The organism is Segatella bryantii, from assembly GCF_022024215.1.
GTDB lineage: Bacteria > Bacteroidota > Bacteroidia > Bacteroidales > Bacteroidaceae > Prevotella > Prevotella bryantii.
The window spans coordinates 1,027,501-1,051,590 of sequence record NZ_CP091798.1 but is presented as its reverse complement, the minus strand read 5'-3'; the positions used below and the strand labels follow the sequence as shown (position 1 = coordinate 1,051,590).

Below are 24,090 nucleotides of genomic sequence, written 5' to 3'. Positions count from 1 at the left end.
TAATTATAGAGCTATGCCTTTTTATATATAGTATTATTAGTAATATCATAAAATTATATATTTAAATCAGATCACGAACTAATATTGAGTCCCACTGTTTTATTTGTTTACTGTAAAGTTCAGCTATTTTTTTTATCATGAGATTATCGTGCGGTATTTTTGACTTCAAAACTAATTTAGTATCAGTATTCTCAGCCACGTTGTCTAAAGCATAAACCATCTTACCCATAGATAGCTGATCCGTTTCACATATAGATTCCCACACAATCTTATCTGTAGCTAAATCAACATATTGTTGCAAAAGCCCTGCCCGTCTTAAATTATCAAGAACATCCAACACTATTCGTATGGGCAATTGTATCCTATGGGTAATTTCGATTGCAGATAAAGCTTTATTCTCATTACGCTTTGCCTGGCTAATATGAGCTAGTATTAATCCAGAAATTATCATCAAATCATAATGGCATATTTCAGATGTTTTCAAAAAATAAGCATAATAATCATCATTCTGATTAGCATAACACAACTCACCAAAAAAAAGAATAATATACCATGAAGCTAGCATCCATATCATAAATAAAGGAATAACAGCAAATGAACCATATATAGCATTATAACTAGTTAGAAAAATTTGACCATGTATATAAAAATATTGCAATGCTAACATAAACGCAGATGCGAACATACTTGGAATTATTGTACAACTCAACTTCACATGGGTATTTGGAACATACATATTAACTCCTATAAAAACAGCTGTCAGTAGCAACCACGGTGAAACCACGCGAATCAGAAAACGAAATATACCATCGAGTAGTAAGAAATCAGGAATACGATCTAACACACCAAAGACTAGAACACTAGTACTAGATAGTATAATCAAGATGACTGGTATCAAAAAAATCATCGCTGTATAATCTATTATTAAACGTCCCACTGAACGTTGACGATCAACATGCCATATTATATCAAAAACCATCTCTATATTTCGAATAAGAGATAATATACTATATAGCATAACTAATATTCCAAGACCTATCAAAATTCCTGTTTGAGCTTGATTAAGGTAAGAATCTGCCATTGTAAACAGCTCATCTGCCACTTGAGGTTGAGACTTAAATACCTGTCTTAGAATGTTGTCAACATACATAGAAAGGCCAAAAGCTCTCCCTACTGCAAAAAACATGGCCAATATTGGTACAAGCGCCAATATCGTACTAAAAGATAATTGCGTGGCATAATCCATATGGCCTCTAAGAAAAAAATATCGACATGATACTAATATTTTTCGTGATATTGATTTGCCCCACTGCTGAATTTTAGAGGATCCATTATTTTCCCAAATATCAACTTTTGAAAACTTCCATATTTTGTCTAATAGTCTCATTGGCGCTTAAATTCTTAATAAACACAAATATAGTAATTTTTAAAATAAATGCGTACCTTTGTGCTCAATAAATTATCAAATAGAACAAGCATATATCTCAATAATTATGAATTCAAAAAATAAAATAGTTATCCTTATATTATGGTATACAATATCTACCCTATCATCATATGCACAAACCAAAGATACAATTACACTAGAATCCTTCTTTCAAAACGAAAAAAACACAATAGAAAAACACAGAATACTATGCAAAGAAAAATATAACGATTATATTGCAACTACTACAGAAAAAGTATTAAATGACTTATTGGCCTATAAATTGCCAAATAAAACATCAGAGGGCATTACCAAATACTACCAAAATATATGTGCAAGCAATCTTAAAATAGAAGATATTAAACAACCTATCACAAAACAAATAAATGAACTCATAAAAGAGATTATCACAGAACGAAAAAAGTATATACTATATGTTACAAGAATATTTACGCCAACAAATATCATGCAGCAAGTATAAAATTCATCATAAAAAGAAAAACCGTAGATTGCCCCATCGATTTATTTATGAAAATCATTAACCACCCGATACCTATAGACTGGTCAAGTTTAGGCTTTAACCTATCATCATTATCTAAACCAGGAACAGGACAATTATTACTTAATCAAAAAGAATTAATATCTGCTCAACAAATAGCAAAAAACGAAGATTCAAAGTTTATTGGACCAATAATTAATCAAATAGCTTTATCTACTTCAACAAACATCAAAAATTCGTTATATTACACTACAGATCAAGTATTTGACGATGTAGAAAAAATAATCATTAAATATGAGCCAAACTTTTCGAAATATATTCATGAGGCAAATTAGAAAACCAGATTACTTCAATTTTACAAAAAAGGTTTAATAAATTATGTTTTTTCTCAAAAATATAGTTTTTTGAGAAAATTATCAGATAAAAAAGAGCGTAGATAAAAAAAATATATTATATTTGCAAAAGTTATGAGGATGTTGATTCTTCATAATTTACATAATAAGGATATAATAGATGTTTGATGCGAATATAAATTTAAGAGCGAATTTATTTCTCAATTGTTAATTAATGACACATGTTAAAGGTGCTTTGGGTAAAACTGGAGCACCCTTTTTTTATAAAAAAATTGTCCCTAATTTCATTTTGTGAAATTAGGGACAATTTAATATTACACTTGTTAAAAACTATCATCGAATACGATCTGCAGCTTTAACCAAAGCCTCATCAGCCTCAATGCTCTTCTTTGCCATAACAGTTAATATAACAGCTATCAAGGGTAAGCATGAAGCAAATGCCATATGATATTCCCCTTTTAAATCACCAATAAGCCCTTGAGTAAATGAAATAAAATATACATACCATACTAAGATTAAGATATTACTTCCGATACATAATTTTATTTGCAGCGTACGATTATTGAAAAGGAAAATATTAACAAGATCAACGATTGCAGATAGCGTCAATATCAAACACAAGGGCCAAGAAACAAATTCCAAATTACCATTTAAATCCTTTACACCCAAATTAAAGAGTCTTCCCCCTAAGCCCAAAGAATCAGACTCTAAAGTAGCAATTGGGAAAAAAAGACAAACAACTATTGCAACAATAGCGAAAAATAAAAAAAGTGTTTGTTTGCGCTGAATCATAATCTATTATGCTTCGTTTACTTTTTCCTTGCTTGGATCACGAAAATAAACATTACCCTCAATAAACTCCTGTGTTGCCAACAATGTTGGTTTAGGCAATTTTTCGTAGTAACGAGAAATTTCAATCTGCTCACGATTTTCAAAAACTTCCTCGAGACTATCATTATAAGAAGCAAATTCTGCTAATTTCTTATTCAAGTCTTGTTTGATTTCAGCAGCAATCTGATTACTACGCTTAGCGATAATAGCAACACTCTCGTAGAGATTATCAGTTTCTTTCCAGAGAGTTGTAATGTCTCGTGTTACGGTTGATACCGGTGCTTTTGATTTTTTATAATCCATATTTATACGTTGAATTTAAATTTCTTAATTTAATGACATCTCTTTATGAGAGGATATATACTCTTTACATTTTTCAATATATGATTCAGCTGTTTTTCTCTCCTTCGAATCAGGATATTCATTGATAAAGCCGTAGCATTCATCCTCTGCATCTTGGAAACGCTCATATTTTCTCTCATCTACACTCATTTTAGCAAGTTCAAACTTACTTTTCATAATAAGTGTGGCAAACTCTTCACGATTATCACTATATGGATAATCCTTTAAAGCATTTTGAGAAGTAATAACACATGCTTCATAATTGTTACCACCATTTGTACAATTACCAAAATAGGAGCCTAAATTATAATAGAGACGAGCATTATAAAGCTCTTTCAAAACTAGCTTATCTTGTAATTCAAATAGACGTTTCTGAGCAGTTGGCTTCATTTTACCGTCTGGATAAACATCTAAATATTCTTGAAAAGCTGATATAGCTGCTATCGTACCACTTTGATCAAGCCTAGGCTCAGGAGTACTCATAAATAAACTCTGTCCTACATAATACTCTGCCATCTCCGAATATGTGCCATGAGGATAAGAAGAAAAATACTTCTTAAAATATTCTGAAGCTGTCTCATAATCTTTCAAACAATATTCAGACATAGCCAACATATAAAGACTTTCTTGGGCATTCTCAGTACCCTTCTCTAATGTTACCAATTCTTGCAATAGAGCTACAGCCTTACTGTATTTGCCATTTGCAAACATTTCCTTGGCATATTCATATTTATAATGAAAATCATCAGACTTATATACCTGATTAAATTCTCGGGCACAACTTGAAAACAAGAGTACCAATGCTATTGCTGATAGAAATACTTTCTTCATTATATTTTTTGCACTTTTGAGATGCAAAAATACAATCTTTTTACCGATTTACAAAGTAAAAAATGTTTTTTTTGGCAAATTATTAATCTTTATAACTCATATTAATTGATAAATTCGTAATTTTGCAAAATATGAACTTTAATTTAACATCAAATTACAAACCTACTGGCGATCAGCCACAAGCAATTAAGCAACTAGTGGAAGGGATCGAACAAGGAGTACCCGCACAAGTTCTTCTAGGCGTAACAGGCTCTGGTAAAACTTTTACCATGGCTAATGTAATAGCTAAAGTAAATAAGCCGACTTTAATCTTGAGTCATAATAAGACCCTAGCAGCTCAATTATACCAAGAAATGAAAGGCTTTTTTCCTCATAATGCCGTTGAATATTATGTTAGCTATTATGACTATTATCAACCTGAAGCTTACCTACCTACATCAGATACTTATATAGAAAAGGACTTAGCTATAAACGAGGATATTGACAAGCTAAGACTTGGTGCTGTATCAGCCTTATTATCAGGGAGAAAAGATGTAATCGTTGTATCTTCTGTATCATGTATTTATGGTATGGGAGGCCCAGTGGCTATGCAGGAAAGTATAATCAAATTAAAAAAAGGACAAATCATTGATCGTAACGAATTCTTACGAAAGCTGGTTGACGATTTATATGTAAGAAACGACATAGAACTTCATCGTGGTAATTTTAGAGTAAAAGGAGAAACTGTGGATATCGCTATGGCTTATTCTGATAATATTCTTCGAGTAAGTTGGTGGGACGATGAAATTGATTCTATAGAAGAAGTTGACTCTGTATCGTTTCACAGAATTGAGAGTTTTGAACAATACGAAATATATCCAGCCAATTTATTTATTACCACTAAAGAGCAAACAGAACATGGTATTCGCATGATTCAAGATGACTTGGTCAAACAAGTTGACTATTTCAATGAAATCGGGGACCATATAAAGGCACAGCGAATCAAAGAACGTGTAGAATACGATATTGAAATGATTAAAGAACTTGGGCATTGTTCGGGTATTGAGAATTATTCCCGATATTTCGATGGTAGACAAGCTGGAGACCGTCCGTATTGCCTTTTAGATTTTTTCCCAAAAGATTATCTGCTTATAGTAGACGAAAGCCATGTCAGCATTCCACAGATTGGAGCCATGTATGGCGGTGATCGTGCCAGAAAACAAAACTTAGTAGAATATGGATTCCGACTTCCTGCAGCATTTGATAACCGCCCATTAAAATTTGAAGAATTCCATGAGTTACTGAACCAGGCAATATATGTATCAGCCACACCTGCTAACTATGAATTAGAAGAATCTGAAGGTATTGTCGTCGAACAATTAATTAGACCAACAGGTCTCCTTGACCCTGAAATTGAAGTAAGACCTAGTGAAAATCAGATAGACGATCTCATGGATGAAATTCTCACGCGTATTCACCGAAACGAACGTGTACTAATAACAACGCTTACGAAAAGAATGGCCGAAGAATTAACAGAGTATCTTTTAAATCACAATGTAAAATCCGCATACATTCATAGTGATGTTGCTACTCTAGACCGAATTAAGATCATGAACGATTTAAGAGCAGGAACTTACGATGTATTAGTTGGAGTAAATCTTTTACGAGAAGGATTGGATTTACCAGAAGTCTCTTTAGTCGCTATACTCGACGCTGACAAAGAAGGTTTTTTAAGAAGTCATAGAAGTTTAACTCAGACTGCAGGTAGAGCTGCTCGAAATATACATGGTAAAGTAATCATGTATGCAGACAATATTACCGAAAGTATGCAAAAAACTATAGACGAGACTGCAAGAAGACGAATGATACAGATGAAATATAATGAAGAACATGGTATCACTCCTCAACAGATTGTCAAAGAAATCAAGAACGAACTAGCATCTGTTAGCAACGAAAACGAACCCGCTAGAACTCGCAATATGGATAAAACAAACAATGTTTATCATGAGTCTGAAGTTGGTACATTTGCAGCTGACCCAATTGTATTAAATATGACTAAAGAGCAACTTGAAAAGAGTATAGCTAACACTACACGACTTATGAAAATGGCCGCAAAAGACCTTGATTTCATGCAAGCTGCTCAATACAGAGACGAAATCGTAAAATTACAGGAAATGTTAGACAAAAAATAGTATAAATGTTTTTTAAGACTATAGTTTTGGACAAATTCAAATAAAATATGTATCTTTGCGATAGAATATATACAAAAATAATTTATAAAATGAGGAATTTTTTAATCAGTACATTTTTTCTTTTGCCTCTGACGTGTCAAGCACAGACGGTACTAACCCCTGAGCAGAAACTTGAACAAGCCCAAAAGCAACTTGAAGAGGCCCAAAAAGCATTAAAAGAGGCCCAAAAAGCAAAAGAAGATGCTGAAAGAAATGCATCTGAGAAATCAAGCAATAGAAATCAAGGCTGGACCATCCCAACTACTCCTCAGAAAAAAACTATAAAAGAAAAAACTAGTAATGACCATATTGATGATTCTAAATATTTAGAAGGAGCTATCACTTATTCAGAAAAAGGTGATATCGTTTTCAAGCTCAAATTAGATCATATCAACATGAGTCAAGACGATATCTATACAAAAATATTAGAATATCTAACAGATCTCACCTCTGATAGCAATCAGTTACAAGGAAGCCGTGTCGCTCTTGTTAATCAAGAAAAAAGTACAATTGTTGCTACCGTAAGAGAATATTTAATATTTTCAAATACATTTATATCTATAGATCGTACTGAGTTCTACTATACAATTATTGCAAAATGTAAGGATAATCAGTTAGACCTATCCATAAGTCGCATAAGTTATAATTATGACCAAGGCAGAGCTACAGGCTTTAAAGAACCTGCTGAAAATGTAATTTCAGACAAATATGCACTTAACAAAAAGCACACTAAATTATCAAGAATTTATGGAAAATTTCGTCGAAAAACAATCGACAGAAAAGATGAGATATTTAAAAATATTAAAGATCTTCTCATAAAATAAAAACAATTAAAAATGAGCCAAGAAGAAGAACAAAAAAAGACAATTAAATCAACAGATAATGAGGAATTAAGAGCTAAGTTTCATCATGCTCCTTTGCATGTGGAAAAACCTCGTGATCAGTACTTCAAGATAAGAAACCTGCTCAATATTATATTTATGCTATTAGCTGCAATCGGATTAATTATCATGTATGCTACAGACATGTATCAGACAGGTGTAATAATCGTGCTTTCAGCAGTTGCAGTCAAGATTATCGAAGTAGGTTTACGTATGTTTAAAAGATAATGAAAAGTTTATTTTCTATATTACTTTCAGTTTGTGCCATAACACCAGTTATGGCACAAACCAATTTAGATGAGGATATAAATAATCCTTATTATTCTACAATGAATCCAAGTAAGTCTTCAGACTCTATTATGTCAAAAGGACATAATAAAAAAATACCTGAAGGTATACGCGTTTGGACCATAGACGAACGTTTTGGTGATCAAAGATCAGCAGAAGTTGACACGTCATCCTATATGTACATGAATACTGTTTTTACAACAGGACTCAGAGGAGAATATAATACAACAGGAAACTTAGGCGCACCAAGAATCAACAGAATATTTATTGACCGTCCTGAAAATAGCCAATTTATATTTACGGATCCTTATGACTATTTTGTGAAACCCGTTGGTACTTTCCATTTTACAAATACATACTCTCCTATTACCAACGTTACGCTTAACGAATGTGGCGATCGTACAAATGGTGAAGATGATTTTAAGGCTATTTTCGCAGTTAATGCTGGCAAAAAACTTGGTTTAGGCTTTAGATTTGACTATAAATACGGAAGAGGATATTATGATTCCCAAAGTACTTCACACTTTGGGTATACTTTCTGGTCTTCTTATTTAGGAGATCGCTATCAAGCTCATTTCTTGGTTAGTCTAAATCACCAAAAAGTAACAGAAAATGGTGGTATAACCAATGATGCTTACGTAACTCACCCTGAAAGCCAATCTACTACTTACACTTCTGATGAAATACCTACCGTATTATCACAAAACTGGAACAGAAACGACAATCAACACATATTCTTTACTCACCGCTATAACGTAGGCTTTAACCGGAAGGTTAAAATGACAGAAGATGAAATCAAAGCAAAAAAATTTGCCATAGCTTCTAAAAAGGAAAACGAAGGTCAAAAAGCAAAAGAGGAAGCACTCAAAAAAGCCAAAAAAGAAGGAAAAAATATTTCAAGAGAAGACTTGGAACACCAAAAGAAATTTACAGGAAGACCTGATGATGCAAAAATCATGGGCGATGAGGCTTTGGTAAACACGAAAGGAAGCGTTGATAGTGGAAGAGTTTCTCTGAACAGTAAAGCCGCAGCAGACAGCCTTATCACTGAACAAAAAAAGGTTGCAGAGGATACTAGTTGGTTAAAAAACGAATATGTACCTGTTACAAGTTTCATCCATACAGTAAAATTTGATAACTTTAAAAGAATATATCAGGCATACAGCACCCCTGCTGATTACTATAATAATACCTATGACTATACTGGTGCATTAGCAGGAGATTCTATCGAGGACCTAACAAAGCATTACGAAATTAAAAATACTTTTGCTATAGCAATGCTCGAAGGTTTTAATAAATGGGTAAAATCAGGTCTCAAATTATTTGCCAACTATGACTATCGTCATTATGAGCTTCCTGATTCTACCGCTTCTGGTATTTCAAAATACAATGAGGGAACTCTAAATATAGGAGGACAGCTAAGTAAAACTCAAGGAACCTTGTTCCATTATAATGTTACTGCAGAAATTGGAGTAGCAGGACAAGATGCTGGTCAAATACAAATAGATGGTCACGGAGATCTCAATTTCAAATTATTCGGAGACACAGTTCGCTTGGCAGCTAACGCATTCTTTCACAGATTGAATCCAAGCTTTTATTATCGCAATTATCATTCACGCCATTTTTGGTGGAGCGAAAATGATAACGATTTTAAACAAATGATTCATAGCCGTATAGAAGGTATCTTTAGCTATGACAAAACCCGAACTCAGCTCCGAGTAGGATTTGACCAACTTACCAACTACTATTATTTCAGTCAGAGTTATAATATTACAGATAGCTATTTAAGAACAGGAGTTACTGTAACACCTATGCAAACAACCTCTACAATTGGCTTGCTAACTTTACAACTCAACCAGCGACTGACTTATGGTATTTTAAATTGGGACAATGTATTAACATTCCAACAATCAACAGACCAAGACATACTTCCTGTTCCTAGTTTCAATATATATTCTAATATATATTTGAAATTTAAGATTGCTAAAGTACTAAAATGTGACTTTGGTGCTGATGTCAGATATTTTACAAAATATTATGCACCAGACTATAGTCCTGCATTGGGAAGCTACGCTATTCAAGGCAACAAAGATAATCGAGTAAAAGTTGGTAATTATCCTGTTGTAAATGTATACTTTAACTTCTTCTTGAAACATGCACGCTTTTTTGTAATGATGAGTCATGTAAATATAGGAGGATCAAAAGAGTACTTCTTTACACCTCACTATCCACTTAATGAACAAATTCTTCGTTTTGGTGTAAGTTGGAATTTCTTTAATTAAAATTCACAATGTCTACAGTAAAAATAAATTCTATTAAAGCATGGATACTAGCAGCTCGCCCCAAGACTTTAACAGGCGCAGCTGTACCCGTAATGATTGGAACTGCCTTTGCATGGAAAAATTGCGGGGCAGAAATGTTTCAAATGATTCCCGCAATCTTATGCTTTTTATTTGCATTTGTTATGCAGATAGATGCTAACTTTATAAATGATTATTTTGATTGTCTAAAAGGTAATGATGATAGTTCTACGCGACTAGGGCCAAAGAGAGCTTGCTCTGAAGGATGGATAACTTTAAAAGCTATGCGATGGGGACTAATGATTACTACCCTATTAGCATGCTTAATAGGACTACCACTCATATATTTTGGAGGGATAGAAATGATTATAATTGGCATAATCTGTGTATTATTCTGCTTTCTATATACCACCAAACTAAGTTATATCGGATTGGGAGATTTACTAGTTTTAGTATTCTTTGGAATCATACCTGTATGCCTCACCTACTATGTAATAGTCCCAAAAGATATGCAGTACATACCATGGACTGTCTTTTTGACTTCACTTGGATGTGGCTTGGTTATAGACACGCTTTTATGCATAAATAATTTCAGAGATAGAAACAATGACAAAAAAGATGGAAAAATAACACTCATCGTTAGACTTGGAGAAAACAGAGGATATAAATTATATCAAACCGTAGGATTCATCGGAGTCATCTTAACCATGATTGCTATATTAATTGAAGGAATGGAAATCGATAAAAATCAAGAAACAATTCTTGCCCTAACAGCTTTTATACCCTATACTATTCTACTTGACAATGCTTCAAAAAAGATGAAGTATATTTGGAAAGGTAAAGAATTAAACCTCGTATTGGGTATGACAGCCCGCAATATGTTTATTTATGGTTTAACCACGGTTCTAAGCATTTTAATTATCCAATATGTATAAAAATATAATGCTTAGAGAAAACATTCAATAAAATAAAAGAAGAAAATGAGGCAAAATGTAAGTTTGGATCTCATGGAATTTATTGAGACAGAAATACTTCCACGATATAATGCTTTTGGAGAAAGTCATGGCCTACGACATGTAACACGTGTCATGAGAAACTCTATAGAATTAGCTAAATGCACAGGTGCTGATATAGACATGGTATATACTATAGCAGCATACCATGACCTGGGCATGAGTGGACCTAGGGCTATACATCATATTACAAGTGGTAAAATATTACTTGCTGATGCTAGATTAAAAAAATGGTTTAGTATAGACCAAATCAACATCATGAAAGAAGCAGTAGAAGATCATCGCGCATCAGCAAGTAGGCAACCAAGGAGCATATATGGTAGAATCGTAGCTGAAGCAGACAGAGACTTAGAACCTAACGAAGTCTTCACACGAGCTATTCAATACGGCTTAGAAAATTATCCAAACAAAAATAAAGATGAACAGTGGGAAAGATTTCGACATCACATGAAAGAAAAATATTCGAGTTCAGGCTATATTAAACTATGGATTGAACACAGCCCAAACGAAAAAAAGCTGCGAGAAATACAAAACATCATTGAAGAAGAAAATAGACTTAAAGCTATATTCAACGAAATCTACGACACTTTAAAACAAAAATAAAGTTTAAATTATTTGCTTGATAAAAAGAAAAGACTTATCTTTGCAATAGAAAGGAGAAAGGTATGGGTCGTGTCGATTCGATTGGGATACTCATCAAATAATATGTGAAACCGAGAAGACATCCTTTGCCAATGGCGGGCCACATAAACCGCATTTGCGACTAAGCTGTAAAGCCTGTGGATTACAAAGACGGGGAGCTCTCAAATCTTTTTAAGATTGGAGTTTCATCACATCATCGAACGACCCTTTTATATTGAAGGCAGGATTTCATTGAAATTCTGCCTTCACTTTTAAGAATTAATAATCAAAAGAAATAATCAATTATGTTCTCAGGAATAGTTGAAGAAATGGCTACAGTAGTAGCCGTACAAAAAGAACAAGAGAATATTCATTTCACTTTGAAATGTTCTTTTGTAGACCAACTCACCATTGATCAAAGCATTGCACATAATGGTGTTTGTCTAACAGTAGTCGACCTAAAAGATGGAACTTATACGGTTACAGCTATGAAAGAAACTTTAGAACGAAGCAATTTAGGAAAACTTCAAGTTGGCGACAAAGTAAATGTTGAACGATCTATGATTATGAATGGCCGATTAGATGGACATATTGTCCAAGGTCATGTAGACCAAACTGCCAAATGCATCAAATTAGAAGACGCTGGTGGTTCGACCTATTTCACATTTGAATATCCTTTCGATAAAAAAATGGCAGAAAGAGGTTACTTTACAGTAGATAAAGGATCGATAACAGTAAATGGTGTTTCACTCACTGTCGTGAATCCTACAGAAAATACATTTACTGTTGCCATTATACCTTATACACGTGAAAATACGAATTTTTGCAATATCCATGAAGGTAGCATAGTTAATATAGAATTTGATATTCTGGGAAAATATATTGCTAGATTACAAAGTTTGAAATAATTAAAGGTTTACTCTAAAGATTAGTTAAATTCTACTTTTTAGAGTAAACCTTTTTTGATTAACCACATCAAAAAAGTCAGAATTATAATTTAATATAAAAAGCCAATGAATAAATACTGGACAAAGGGTATTTTAGCTCTTTCAATGATGGCTATGCCGATAATGACAAATGCCAAGCAGTGGACACTTCAAGAATGTATTAACTACGCACTGCAGAACAATATTACAATTCAGAAAAATCATCTTCTGAAATTGAAAGCAAATGAGGACGTACTTGAATCAAAAGCTGCCTTATTACCTTCTCTATCAGCTTCAACTTCCCAAAATGTAAATTATACGCCATGGGTTGAATCTGGTGCAGTCAGTAGCGATGGGTATTCTCGCTCTTCTGTTGATAAAGTTTCTTATAACGGTACATATAGTGTTAATGCAAACTGGACTATTTGGAATGGAAATCGAAACAAAAATACCATCAAATTAAATCAACTTGCTTCAGAAAAAGCATCTATTGACTCTGTTACTACCGCTTTAAGCATTCAAGAACAGATTGTGCAATATTATATCCAAATACTCTATTCTAAAGAGGCTATTAAAGTAAATGAGCAAAGTTTAGAAATGAGTAAGGAGAACTTGAGTCGTGGGCAAGAAATGCTAAAAGTTGGTAAAATGAGTAAGGCTGATGTTGCTCAATTAGAAGCACAAGTTGCTCAAGATCAATATAATGTAGTTAGTTCACAAAGTAATGTAGCAAACTATAAACGTCAACTGAAACAACTACTACAAATCACTAATGATGAAGATTTTGATATCGCTGTAACCGAACAGACTAATGAAATGGCATTAAGCTCAGTTCCTTCACTGAATAGCGTATATGCTGCTGCTCTTGAAACAAGACCTGAAATCAAAAGCTATCAAAACGCTATAGACCAAAGCGATATCTCTATAAAAATGGCTAAAGCACAGAATTTGCCAACAATTAGCGCCAACGCTGGTTTAAGCACATCTTCCACAAGCCTGAGCTCTACAAATATAGGGAGTCAACTGAAAACAAACTTTGCATTAGGTGGTGGTTTAACTGTTAGTATCCCAATTTTTGATAATCGCTCAAAAAAGACAGCTACTAATAAGGCTATTATTAATAAACAGCAAAGTATACTTGATCTAAAAGACAAACAAACAGAGCTTTACTCAACTATTGAAAATTATTGGATACAAGCTACAAGTAATCAAAATCAATACAAAGCTGCAAGCATAAGTACTAACAGTGCCCTTGAAAGTTATAAACTCTTAAGTGAACAATTTAAGTTAGGTCTGAAAAATATTGTTGAACTTAGAACAGGAAAAAACAACCTTCTTACAGCTCAACAGAATGAATTACAAAGTAAATACCTGACTATTCTAAACATCAATATGCTCAACTTCTATAAAAATGGTTCTTTAGACAAATAAATACAGAGAACATCTATTATATCATAATAATGTTAAAAGGGCAAAATAGATAAAACAACAATATTTATATTAGAACAAATAAAAATCTAGACTTATATGAAAAGAATGAGTAAAATTTGGTATATAGTTATTGCTTTAATAGCAATCGCTATAGGGATATGGTTTTTCTCTAACAAAAAAGAGGAACAACATGTAGATTTCATAACAGAGAAAGTAGCTCCACGTACTCTTGAAAGTACTGTTACTGCTACAGGTACTATCGAACCAGTGACAAGTGTTACTGTCGGTACACAGGTTTCTGGTATTATCGACAAGCTATATGTTGATTATAATAGTATAGTAAAAAAAGGACAAGTAATTGCCGAGCTTGATAAAACTAACCTTAACAGTCAATTAAACACAGCCAAGGCAAACTTAGCTAGTGCACAAAGTAAATTAGCATACGAACTTGCTAATTATAATCGCTATCACACTCTTTACAAAAAGGGACTTGTCAGTGCAGATGACTATGAAAATGCTCTACTTGCTTATAATCAAGCTAAAGCTACACTTAAAACATCTAAAGAAAGCGTCGCACAAGCCCAAACTAATCTTAGTTATGCTACAATTACATCTCCTGTCGATGGTATTGTCCTGAGTAAGAGTGTAGAAGAAGGCCAAACTGTTGCAGCAAGTTTCAGTACCCCAGAACTCTTCACCATTGCACAAGATCTTACCAAAATGCGTGTTATTGCTAATGTTGATGAAGCTGACATTGGTAATGTTAAACAGGGTGACAAAGTAAAATTCACTGTTGATGCTTTCCCTGATGATACTTTTCATGGTTCTGTAACCCAAGTTCGCCAGGAGGCTACAACGACAAATAATGTTGTTACCTATGAAGTTGTAATCTCTGCTGAGAATAATGACTTAAAACTCAAACCTGGTTTAACCGCTAACGTAACCATTTCTACTTCTGAAAAAGTGGGTGTTCTCAGTGTACCAAACAAGGCTCTTCGTTATACTCCTACCAAAGAAACAGTAGGCAATAAAAAAATAATTGATGTAAATGCCAAAAATAAAGTATGGGTCGTTGAAGGCAACACTATCAAAGCATACAAAGTCAACATAGGTGAAACAGACGGTACACACACTCAGATTATAAGTGGTATTTCACAGGGTAAGAATGTTATAACAAATGCACAAGCAGTAACTTCTTCTGAAGAGGAAAGCAGTCAGGAAAGCAGTCCATTCACACCTGGTCCACGTAAGAAAAACAACAAAAAATAATCATTTTTACAGTATATCATATGACTGAAGAAAAAAAAGACAAGAAAATTGTCATCGAACTTGACAACGTCAAGCGAGAATTCCAAGTCGGAGGGGAAACTGTTCATGCCTTACGTGGTGTAAGCTTTAAAATATTCGAGGGTGAATTTGTCACAATTATGGGAAAATCAGGTTCTGGAAAATCAACACTCCTCAATCAGCTTGGATGCCTCGATACCCCTACCAGCGGCGAGTATTATTTGGATGGTGTCAGCGTTCGTACAATGTCTAAGTCACAAAGAGCATTACTACGTAACCGCAAAATCGGCTTTATATTCCAGAACTATAATCTGTTGCCTAAAACAACAAGTGTAGAAAATGTAGAACTTCCTTTGATGTATAATGGCAATGTTAGTGCCAAAGAACGTCGTGAAAAAGCTATTCAATCTCTCGAAGCAGTTGGCTTAGGAAGCAGACTTTACCATAAGAGTAACCAGATGTCCGGTGGTCAAATGCAACGTGTCGCTATAGCCCGTGCCCTAGTTAATGATCCAGCTGTGATTCTTGCTGATGAGGCAACAGGAAATTTGGATACAAGAACTAGTTTTGAAATTCTAGTTCTATTCCAAAAACTTCATGCAGCTGGGCATACCATTATCTTTGTCACACATAATCCGGACATTGCCAATTACTCAAGCAGAAACATCGAACTACGTGATGGACAAATCATTAGCGATGAAATCAATAATAATATTCTGAGTGCTGCAGAAGGGCTAGCAGCCTTGCCAGCCAACACAGATGAATAATTCAAGCCTATGAATTTTACAAATTTATTTAAAATAGCCTTACGAGCAATTTTTGCCAGCAAAATGCGATCATTTCTGACGGCATTAGGCATAATTATAGGTATAGCATCTGTAATAACGATGCTCGCTATTGGTCAAGGTACAAAAAAAAGTATACAAGCCAACATTTCATCAATGGGCTCTAACATGATCATGATTACACCAGGAGCAGACGTTCGAGGAGGTGTAAGACAAGACGCGTCTTCAATGGAAACATTAAAACTAACAGACTATGAAGCTATAAAAGAGCAATGTGACTATATCTCTGCTATAAGCCCTACTGTTAGTAAGAGTGGACAATTTATCTATGGTAATGAAAACACTCCATCATCCATGTATGGCGTTAATCAAGATTATCTTACCATTCGACAGTTGAGTATTAGTGATGGGGAAATGTTTACTGAAACCGATATCAAAACAAGTGCTAAAGTCTGCATATTAGGACAGACAGTAGTAGACAATCTATTTCCAAATGGTTCCGACCCTGTCGGGAAAATAGTAAGGTTTGGCAGTATCCCGTTCCGCGTTGTTGGTGTTTTAAAGAAAAAAGGATACAACAGTATGGGAATGGACCAAGATGATTTGGTACTGGCACCCTACACTACTGTTATGAAACGTATATTGGCCCAAACATATTTGGGGGGTATTAACTGTTCTGCCATCACGGAAGACGTTTCATCTAAAGCACAAGAACAAATATCAGAAATTCTCCGTAAGAATCATAAACTAAAAGATGCAACAGAAAATTCAGAAGCTGATTCTGACGATTTCACAATCAGAAGTCAAGAAGAAATTGCAAGTATGATGAATTCTACATCATCTATGTTAACTTACCTATTGGCTGCTGTTGCAGGCATATCTCTAATAGTTGGTGGAATCGGAATTATGAATATCATGTATGTCAGTGTGACCGAAAGGACACGTGAAATTGGCCTTCGCATGAGTGTTGGTGCAAGAGGCTTAGACATTTTGAATCAATTCCTCATAGAAGCAATAATGCTTAGTGTAACAGGTGGCATAATTGGTGTTGTATTAGGTATTGGAGCATCATTTGCCGTAAAATCAATACTCCATTGGCCTATTGTCATCGAATCATGGACCATTGTTATGAGTTTCGCTGTATGTACATTTACAGGCGTATTTTTCGGTTGGTATCCTGCCAAAAAGGCAGCTCAATTAGATCCTATTGAAGCTATTCGTTATGAATAACAGTATAAACATATACTAACAAATAAAGGTGGTCAATAATGACCACCTTTATTTGTTAAAATATTTCTTCAGGGCTATTAACAAATACAGAGCCTCCATGGCGCACTAGAAAATCTTTATCTCTAAATCCCCACAAGACACTAATACAAGGCATTCCACTATTTTTAGCAGTCATTATATCAACATCACTATCTCCTATATATACCGCATTATCAGCTGTAACCCCCAATTGCTTTAACGCTTCTTTCACCGTATCAGGTGCAGGTTTCTTTTTTATATTTTCGCGCTCACCAATTGCAACCTGAACTGTATCTGAAAAGAAATGATGGCATAGTTCTTGAGTTGCTGTATAAAATTTATTACTAACTACAGCTATATTTTTATGGTTAGAATGCAGTCTATCCAACAACTCTAAGATACCAGGATAAGGTCCTGTATGGTCTAAATTATGATGCAAATAATGCTGGCGAAAAGTATTATATGTTTCGTCAAATTTGGGATTATTAAGTCCCTGAGGAATAGCACGTTCCATTAACTTCTTTACACCATTACCAACAAACATTCTAACCTCATTTAGAGTACGTTCGGGCATATTATTTTCATGCAAAGCATAATTACAGCTCAACATTAAATCTTCAAGAGAATCCAACAGGGTTCCATCCAAATCAAAAATGTAAGTAGAAAATTCCTTCATCTTTTTACCATTAGTCTTTACAAAAGTACCATAAACCGTCCATTCTACCAAGATTTTAAATAATTTTAAACCTATCCACACATTTTTCTTTATAAATGATTGAGTTAATCGATTAATTCGTATCTTTGCAAAGTTTTAAAACAGAAAAATAAAAAATGAAACCATCAACTTGTAAAAAGTACATCATAGGAGCAAGTGTGTGCCTATTGGTGATTCTAGGTTTAGTTTATTTCTATTTCTTTGCTGGTATGTCCTCAAAGAAAGGAACAAGTTATATCTACATTGATCAGGATGATAATATAGATTCTGTCTACGCTAAGTTAGATACTATAGCTACCAGCAGATCTATGCATGCCTTCAAGACACTTGTACGCCACAGTAAATATGCAGACCATATTCGTACGGGCCGATATGCTATAAAAAACGACATGGGAGCATTTATTACTTTTAGACATTTAAAAAACGGCATGCAGGACCCAGTAAGTCTAACCATTCCTTCTGTTCGGACTAAAGGAGATTTGGCTGCTGCTGTAGCCAAAAAGACCATCATCGACGAGGAAGAATTGTACGACTCACTAGCAGATGAATCTTTCTGCGAAAAATACGGATATGACACTGCTACTATCGTTTGCTTATTTATCCCAAATACCTATGAAATTTATTGGAATGCGTCTATTTCTAAATTCATGGATCTCATGAAAAAAGAAAGCAAAAAATTTTGGGATTTTAACCGAACAGAAAAAGCAAAAGCCATGCAACTCACACCAAATGAAGTAATAACCCTTGCAAGCATCGTTGACGAAGAAACTGCTAATGATGCGGAAAAGCCAATGGTTGCAGGAATGTATTATAACAGACTTAAACTGAGAAATGCAGAATATCCTAATGGAATGCCACTACAAGCAGACCCTACTATTAAATTTGCATGGAAGAGATTTGAACTTAAGCGTATTTACAACAACCTTTTGTCCATCAATAGCCCATATAATACTTACAAAAATACGGGACTACCACCTGGACCTATTCGAATACCTACAGTAGCAGGTATAGATGCAGTACTTAACCACATTAAACACGATTATTTGTACATGTGTGCCAAAGAAGATTTCAGTGGTACTCATAACTTTGCAAAAACATATCAAGAGCATCTTAAAAATGCCGAAAAATATTCTAAAGCATTAAATGAAAGAGGTATTAAATAATACCTCTTTTTTTTATTTCATGAAATATTCGAAAAAGGAAAATGTTATAAAACATACAATCAACATTTGGAAGTATAAAAATATTTCATTATCTTTGCAATGTTATCCTAAATACAATCTTTTTACCTTAAAGAAAACTAATACCTATTGAGATGAATGCCTCCCACTGCGAAGTGAGAGGCATTTCGCTTTTTTTTAAAGAACTCTTTGATTATTCATAGGAAAATTAGTATCTTTGCATAAAATTATCTATACGACTATGGCAGTTAAAGAAAAAGAAAATACTGAAGAGAAAAGTATTAGTTTTGTTGAGCAGCTAATCGAAGAAGATTTGGCAGCAGGTAAAAATGGTGGTAGAATTCAGACACGCTTTCCTCCTGAACCAAACGGATATCTTCATATTGGCCATGCCAAAGCCATTTGCATGGATTTTGGTGTAGCAGAAAAATATAACGGAGTATGTAATCTGCGCTTTGACGACACCAATCCTAGCAAAGAAAACAATGAGTATGTAGAAAATATTCTACATGATATTTCATGGTTGGGTTTTAAATGGGGTAATATTTACTATGCTTCAGACTACTTTGAAAAGTTGTGGGATTTTGCTATTTGGATGATTGAAAATAACCACGCCTATGTTGATGAGCAATCTGCTGAAGAAATAGCAAAACAGAAAGGAACTCCAACCACTCCAGGTACTGATAGTCCATATCGTAATCGACCAATAGAAGAAAGCTTGCAGCTTTTCAAACAGATGAATACACCTGAGGCTAAAGAAGGCAGCATGGTTCTTCGTGCTAAATTAGACATGGCAAACCCAAACATGCATTTCCGCGATCCAATCATGTACCGCATTATTCACACACCCCATCATCGTACTGGTACAAAATGGAATTGCTATCCAATGTATGACTTTGCACATGGACAGAGCGATTATTTCGAAGGTGTAACCCACTCTATCTGCACATTAGAGTTTGTTCCTCATCGTCCTCTCTATAACTTGTTTATTGATTTCCTAAAAGAAAAAGACGGCTCTGCAGACGTTTTAGATGATAATCGTCCTCGTCAGATTGAATTTAATCGCTTAAATCTTACTTACAATGTAATGAGCAAACGCAAATTACACACTTTAGTAGATGAAAAGTTTGTTAGCGGATGGGACGATCCACGAATGCCAACACTTTGCGGTATGCGCCGTAGAGGTTATAGCCCAGAAAGTATTCGTAACTTTATCGACTCAATCGGCTATACTAAGTTTGATGCTCTTAATGACATGGCCCTATTAGAAGCTGCTGTTCGTGAAGATCTTAACAAAAAAGCAACACGTGTAAGCGCTGTACTAGACCCTGTCAAACTGGTAATCACAAACTATCCAGAAGATCAGACTGAAGACATGGATGCTATCGATAATCCTGAAGATGAGAATTCTACAACCCACAAAATTACATTCAGTAAGAATCTGTGGATTGAAAGAGCAGACTTCATGGAAGATGCACCTAAGAAATTTTTCCGTATGACCCCAGGTAAAGAGGTCCGTCTAAAAAATGCCTATATCGTCATGTGTACAGGCTGTACTAAAGATGAAAATGGAAATATAATAGAGATTCAGGCAGAATATGATCCTGAGAGCAAGAGCGGAATGTCTGGAGCAAACAGAAAAGTAAAAGGTACATTACATTGGGTATCAGCAGATCACTGTAAACCTGCAGAAGTACGTGAATATGATCGTCTTTTTAGTGTTGAAAATCCATCTGCTGATGAAAGAGATTTCCATGAATTGCTCAATCAGAATAGTCTTAAGATCAATAAAAACTGTTTTGTTGAAGATTATGCTGCAACCAAGAAGGCTGGAGAATATCTACAATTCCAAAGAACGGGTTATTTCATGGCAGACTTAGATTCCACACCTGAGCATCTTATCTTTAATAAGACTGTAGGTCTCAAAGATACTTGGGCTAAGCAAAATAATAAATAAATAATTAAGCAAGAAGAAGTATTGAGTAATAAAATCTTCGAAAGCAAAGAATTTCGTCATAACCTCCAAATGTATGAAGAAGCTTGTAACACAGGCAACTCCATCTATTTGGAGGCTGATGATTTAATTGATATAGCTGAGTACTATCAGAGTAAAGGGGAGTATAAAAAAGCAATAGCTGCAGCCGACTATGCTATCTCGATATTTCCGGGAGCAACTAGTCCCCTACTTTTTCGATCACGAATGAGTTTGATATATGAAAAAAATAGCCAAAAGGCTAATGAATGGGCTGACAAAATTGAAGATAAAACAGATTTAGATTATTATTACCTCAAAGCAGAAATTCTGATAGCAGATAATCACGAAAAATTAGCCGACAAATATCTTGAAGAAATATTTGAAAATATATCTCAAGACGAGCATGATGAGTTTTGTCTTGATATAGCCAATTTATATATAGATTACAATCTGTATAAATATGCTAAGAAATGGATGAATTGTGCTAATAAAAAAAATTATACCCTGTATCAAGAAATAGATGCACAAATTGCATCAAGCGAAGGAAATTATGTAAAAAGTAAAAAAATCTACAATAAGATTTTGGATAAAGACCCGTACAACAATATATATTGGAATAAACTGGCTACGGTACAATATTTATCGAATGAAATAGATGATTCTATAGTTAGCTGTGAATATGCTATAGCTATTGATCCTAACGATTTTGAAGCTTATTTTAATAAAGCTAATGCACTATTCTACTTACATAAATACGAAGAGGCACTGAAAAATTACAAAAAGGTTGCAGAACTTAATCCTAATGACGAAACTGGTGAGATGTTTCAAGGTATAACTCTGTCAAGCATGTCTAAATTCGAAGAGTCAATTTCTCATCTTGAAAAAGCAGAAAAGCTACTTGATAAGTCATCACCCAATAGAATAGAAATATTAAAACAGTTAGCTTATAACTACGATCAAGTTGGCAACACAGAATTATCGTATAAGTATATCAAGAAAGCTTTAAATATAGATCCAACTAATCCTGACTTACTCGTTCTTGAAGGGCACATGGATTTGGAAAATGGAAAAGTAGACGAAGCAAAATCTGTATTTGAAAAAGCAATAAATATGTCAATTAATTCTGAAGAAGTAATGCTACACATAGCCCTGTCATTTTATGATAACGGTTATACCAATGCTTCATATAAACTTCTGAATACACTTGTACATATTCACCAATCTCATGAATCTACTCCTAGTTATGTATGGAAAGAAATTTGGATCTATTTGGCCCTTTGTGCATTGACTTTACATGATCATGATAGAATACCTGACTTTCTAGTCAAAGCTGTGGAAAAAGATCCAGAAAAGTCAAAAACCATCTTGGGACCATTCTTTCCAGAAAAACTAAAACCTGAGGACTATTTAGAATACTATAAAAGTCACATAACGCAGTATTAATCAGTAATAATAATTATAAAATGGGAGGAATACTTCAAACATTACTTAGTAACTTAAACTATGGTACTATTTTTTTACTAATGCTATTAGAAAGTACCGTTATACCTGTACCTTCAGAGTTTGTTGTAACACCAGCATCCTATCATGCAGCTGGTGGAAATTTAAATTTTTGGCTAGTAATTCTTTTCGCTACCATCGGAGCAGACTGTGGTGCAACCATCAATTATATAGCAGGTTATTATCTAGGTAGACCTGTCATCTATCGTTTTGCTAACAGTAAATGGGGAAAAGCATGCATGTTGAATCAGAAAAAGGTAGAAAAAAGCGAAAAATATTTTGATGACCACGGTATGGTTGCAACAATATCAGGTCGACTTGTACCAGGAATACGCCATCTTATATCTATTCCAGCAGGATTAGCCAAAATGACATTCTGGAAATTTTTATTATATACAACTATAGGTGCTGGTGTTTGGAATATAATTTTAGCAGTATTAGGCTTGTGGCTACATTCTTTCGTACCAGAAGAACAACTAGAGAATAAAATTTCAGAATATGGCGAATATATCAAATTTACAATTATGGCTATCGTAGCTATTGCATTGATATATTTTCTAATAAAATGGTATATTAATCGACAAAAAAGTCAAATTAACTAAATAAAAAAACAGGAATTCTCTTCTTGAGAATTCCTGTTTTTTTATTTAATAATTTTATTTAGTAATAACCTTATTCAGTTCTTCTTTCCATTCTGCATAAGCATTTAAATATGCATCACGATTAGATTCATCTGGCTCTATAACTGCCAATTTCTTAAGAGAGCTGAAAGCTTCATCATGATCCTTATAAATACCAGCACCCATACCAGCACCTTTAGCAGCACCGACACTACCATCTGTTTCATAAAGATTAATAGTAGCGCCACTTACACTAGCTAAAGTATTGCGGAAAAGAGGACTTAGGAACATATTAGCCTTACCTGCGTGTATCTTATGAATATCCATACCCATCTTTTCCATGACCTCAATACCATAACAAAAACTAAATACGATTCCTTCCTGGGCCGCTCTAATAATATGAGATCGATTATGCTTATTGAAATTAATTCCACGAATAGAACAACCAACATTTTTGTTTTCTAGTACACGTTCAGCACCATTACCAAATGGAATAATTTTAACCCCATCACTGCCAATAGGCGCTTCTGATGCAACGTCATTCATCGCAGCATAGCTTAAATCAGGAGCAACATTACGATGTATCCAGGCATTAAGAATACCAGTACCATTAATACAAAGAAGGACACCTAAACGATTTAAATCTTCAGTATAATTAGCGTGTGCGAAAGTATTAACACGACTCTTTGAGTCATAGTTCACATCACCCAGCACACCATACACGACACCACTTGTTCCAGCAGTTGAAGCAATTTCACCCGGATTGAAAACATTAAGACTGACAGCATTATTAGGTTGATCACCTGCACGATATGAAATAGGTGTAC

At 34.3% G+C, this 24,090-nt stretch carries 23 protein-coding genes (1 of these 23 only partly in view); 17 read left to right on the top strand and 6 right to left on the bottom strand.

Annotated elements, in window-relative coordinates; translation table 11 throughout:
• Window positions 1-61 precede the first annotated feature (61 nt).
• Window positions 62-1,387, bottom strand: coding sequence for a YihY/virulence factor BrkB family protein (locus tag L6471_RS08415; RefSeq protein ID WP_006282462.1), 1,326 nt, complete (start codon window positions 1,385-1,387; stop codon window positions 62-64).
• 106 nt (window positions 1,388-1,493) lie between these two features.
• On the opposite strand from L6471_RS08415, the gene L6471_RS08410 reads away from it, so the two are divergent.
• On the top strand, window positions 1,494-1,907 hold the full coding sequence (locus tag L6471_RS08410; protein ID WP_237797681.1) for a hypothetical protein: 414 nt from the start codon (window positions 1,494-1,496) through the stop codon (window positions 1,905-1,907).
• Window positions 1,908-1,954: 47 nt separating this feature from the next.
• The gene (locus L6471_RS08405) at window positions 1,955-2,260 is read left to right on the top strand and encodes a hypothetical protein (RefSeq protein ID WP_237797680.1); all 306 of its coding nucleotides are present in this window, start codon (window positions 1,955-1,957) and stop codon (window positions 2,258-2,260) included.
• Window positions 2,261-2,611: 351 nt separating this feature from the next.
• Here L6471_RS08405 and L6471_RS08400 read toward each other — a convergent pair whose 3' ends face one another.
• From L6471_RS08400 to L6471_RS08390, 3 genes are read right to left on the bottom strand one after another with little or no spacing between them, the layout of a single operon-like run.
• Complete coding sequence (locus L6471_RS08400) at window positions 2,612-3,070, bottom strand: DUF4293 domain-containing protein (RefSeq protein WP_006283003.1); 459 nt, start codon at window positions 3,068-3,070, stop codon at window positions 2,612-2,614.
• A 6-nt stretch (window positions 3,071-3,076) separates the two neighbouring features.
• Window positions 3,077-3,412, bottom strand: a complete 336-nt coding sequence (locus tag L6471_RS08395) for a DNA-directed RNA polymerase subunit omega (RefSeq protein WP_006283004.1) — start codon at window positions 3,410-3,412, stop codon at window positions 3,077-3,079.
• A gap of 24 nt (window positions 3,413-3,436) precedes the next feature.
• Window positions 3,437-4,282 (bottom strand): outer membrane protein assembly factor BamD, encoded by an 846-nt coding sequence (locus tag L6471_RS08390; RefSeq protein WP_006283005.1) that lies wholly within the window; start codon window positions 4,280-4,282, stop codon window positions 3,437-3,439.
• A 131-nt stretch (window positions 4,283-4,413) separates the two neighbouring features.
• Between L6471_RS08390 and uvrB the strand changes: the two genes are divergently transcribed.
• The 11 genes from uvrB (at window position 4,414) to L6471_RS08335 (ending at window position 17,254) form a co-directional block, all read left to right on the top strand.
• The gene (gene uvrB / locus L6471_RS08385) at window positions 4,414-6,453 is read left to right on the top strand and encodes an excinuclease ABC subunit UvrB (RefSeq protein WP_237797679.1); all 2,040 of its coding nucleotides are present in this window, start codon (window positions 4,414-4,416) and stop codon (window positions 6,451-6,453) included.
• Between the two features lie 89 nt (window positions 6,454-6,542).
• Entirely contained in the window at window positions 6,543-7,316 is a 774-nt protein-coding gene (locus L6471_RS08380) for a DUF4468 domain-containing protein (protein ID WP_027453545.1), read from the top strand.
• Window positions 7,317-7,328: 12 nt separating this feature from the next.
• Window positions 7,329-7,601 carry a hypothetical protein gene (locus L6471_RS08375; RefSeq protein ID WP_006283008.1) on the top strand — a complete coding sequence of 91 codons (273 nt, stop codon included), beginning with the start codon at window positions 7,329-7,331 and terminating at the stop codon, window positions 7,599-7,601.
• Window positions 7,601-9,943: a putative porin gene (locus tag L6471_RS08370; protein ID WP_074803077.1), complete on the top strand. Its 2,343-nt coding sequence runs from the start codon at window positions 7,601-7,603 to the stop codon at window positions 9,941-9,943. Before L6471_RS08375 ends, L6471_RS08370 begins: the two co-directional genes overlap by 1 nt.
• An 8-nt stretch (window positions 9,944-9,951) precedes the next feature.
• Window positions 9,952-10,896, top strand: coding sequence for a 1,4-dihydroxy-2-naphthoate octaprenyltransferase (menA, locus tag L6471_RS08365; RefSeq protein WP_237797678.1), 945 nt, complete (start codon window positions 9,952-9,954; stop codon window positions 10,894-10,896).
• 45 nt (window positions 10,897-10,941) lie between these two features.
• Window positions 10,942-11,577, top strand: coding sequence for an HD domain-containing protein (locus tag L6471_RS08360; protein WP_027453548.1), 636 nt, complete (start codon window positions 10,942-10,944; stop codon window positions 11,575-11,577).
• 323 nt (window positions 11,578-11,900) lie between these two features.
• Window positions 11,901-12,503, top strand: coding sequence for a riboflavin synthase (locus L6471_RS08355; protein ID WP_237797677.1), 603 nt, complete (start codon window positions 11,901-11,903; stop codon window positions 12,501-12,503).
• 105 nt (window positions 12,504-12,608) lie between these two features.
• Window positions 12,609-13,952: a TolC family protein gene (locus L6471_RS08350; protein WP_074613655.1), complete on the top strand. Its 1,344-nt coding sequence runs from the start codon at window positions 12,609-12,611 to the stop codon at window positions 13,950-13,952.
• A gap of 96 nt (window positions 13,953-14,048) precedes the next feature.
• Window positions 14,049-15,221, top strand: a complete 1,173-nt coding sequence (locus tag L6471_RS08345) for an efflux RND transporter periplasmic adaptor subunit (protein WP_237797676.1) — start codon at window positions 14,049-14,051, stop codon at window positions 15,219-15,221.
• Window positions 15,222-15,241: 20 nt separating this feature from the next.
• Window positions 15,242-16,006 carry an ABC transporter ATP-binding protein gene (locus tag L6471_RS08340; protein ID WP_006283241.1) on the top strand — a complete coding sequence of 255 codons (765 nt, stop codon included), beginning with the start codon at window positions 15,242-15,244 and terminating at the stop codon, window positions 16,004-16,006.
• Window positions 16,007-16,015: 9 nt separating this feature from the next.
• A complete protein-coding gene (locus L6471_RS08335) occupies window positions 16,016-17,254 on the top strand; it encodes an ABC transporter permease (RefSeq protein WP_074613653.1) in 1,239 nt (412 codons plus the stop codon).
• Between the two features lie 55 nt (window positions 17,255-17,309).
• On the opposite strand, the gene L6471_RS08330 is transcribed toward L6471_RS08335, so the two are convergent.
• Window positions 17,310-17,948 carry an HAD family hydrolase gene (locus L6471_RS08330; protein ID WP_237797675.1) on the bottom strand — a complete coding sequence of 213 codons (639 nt, stop codon included), beginning with the start codon at window positions 17,946-17,948 and terminating at the stop codon, window positions 17,310-17,312.
• Window positions 17,949-18,103: 155 nt separating this feature from the next.
• On the opposite strand from L6471_RS08330, the gene mltG reads away from it, so the two are divergent.
• From mltG to L6471_RS08310, 4 genes are all read left to right on the top strand, one after another.
• Window positions 18,104-19,150 carry an endolytic transglycosylase MltG gene (gene mltG / locus L6471_RS08325; RefSeq protein WP_027453553.1) on the top strand — a complete coding sequence of 349 codons (1,047 nt, stop codon included), beginning with the start codon at window positions 18,104-18,106 and terminating at the stop codon, window positions 19,148-19,150.
• A gap of 259 nt (window positions 19,151-19,409) precedes the next feature.
• Window positions 19,410-21,125 (top strand): glutamine--tRNA ligase/YqeY domain fusion protein, encoded by a 1,716-nt coding sequence (locus tag L6471_RS08320; RefSeq protein WP_027453554.1) that lies wholly within the window; start codon window positions 19,410-19,412, stop codon window positions 21,123-21,125.
• Window positions 21,126-21,146: 21 nt separating this feature from the next.
• Entirely contained in the window at window positions 21,147-22,586 is a 1,440-nt protein-coding gene (locus L6471_RS08315) for a tetratricopeptide repeat protein (protein WP_143031280.1), read from the top strand.
• 20 nt (window positions 22,587-22,606) lie between these two features.
• Window positions 22,607-23,245, top strand: a complete 639-nt coding sequence (locus L6471_RS08310; protein WP_006281928.1) for a DedA family protein — start codon at window positions 22,607-22,609, stop codon at window positions 23,243-23,245.
• Window positions 23,246-23,299: 54 nt separating this feature from the next.
• Here L6471_RS08310 and L6471_RS08305 read toward each other — a convergent pair whose 3' ends face one another.
• Window positions 23,300-24,090, bottom strand: the 3' portion of a protein-coding gene (locus L6471_RS08305; RefSeq protein ID WP_237797674.1) for a xylulokinase. 706 nt of this gene lie beyond the right edge of the window; the window shows 791 of its 1,497 coding nt (coding positions 707-1,497); its start codon lies off the right edge, out of view; its stop codon occupies window positions 23,300-23,302.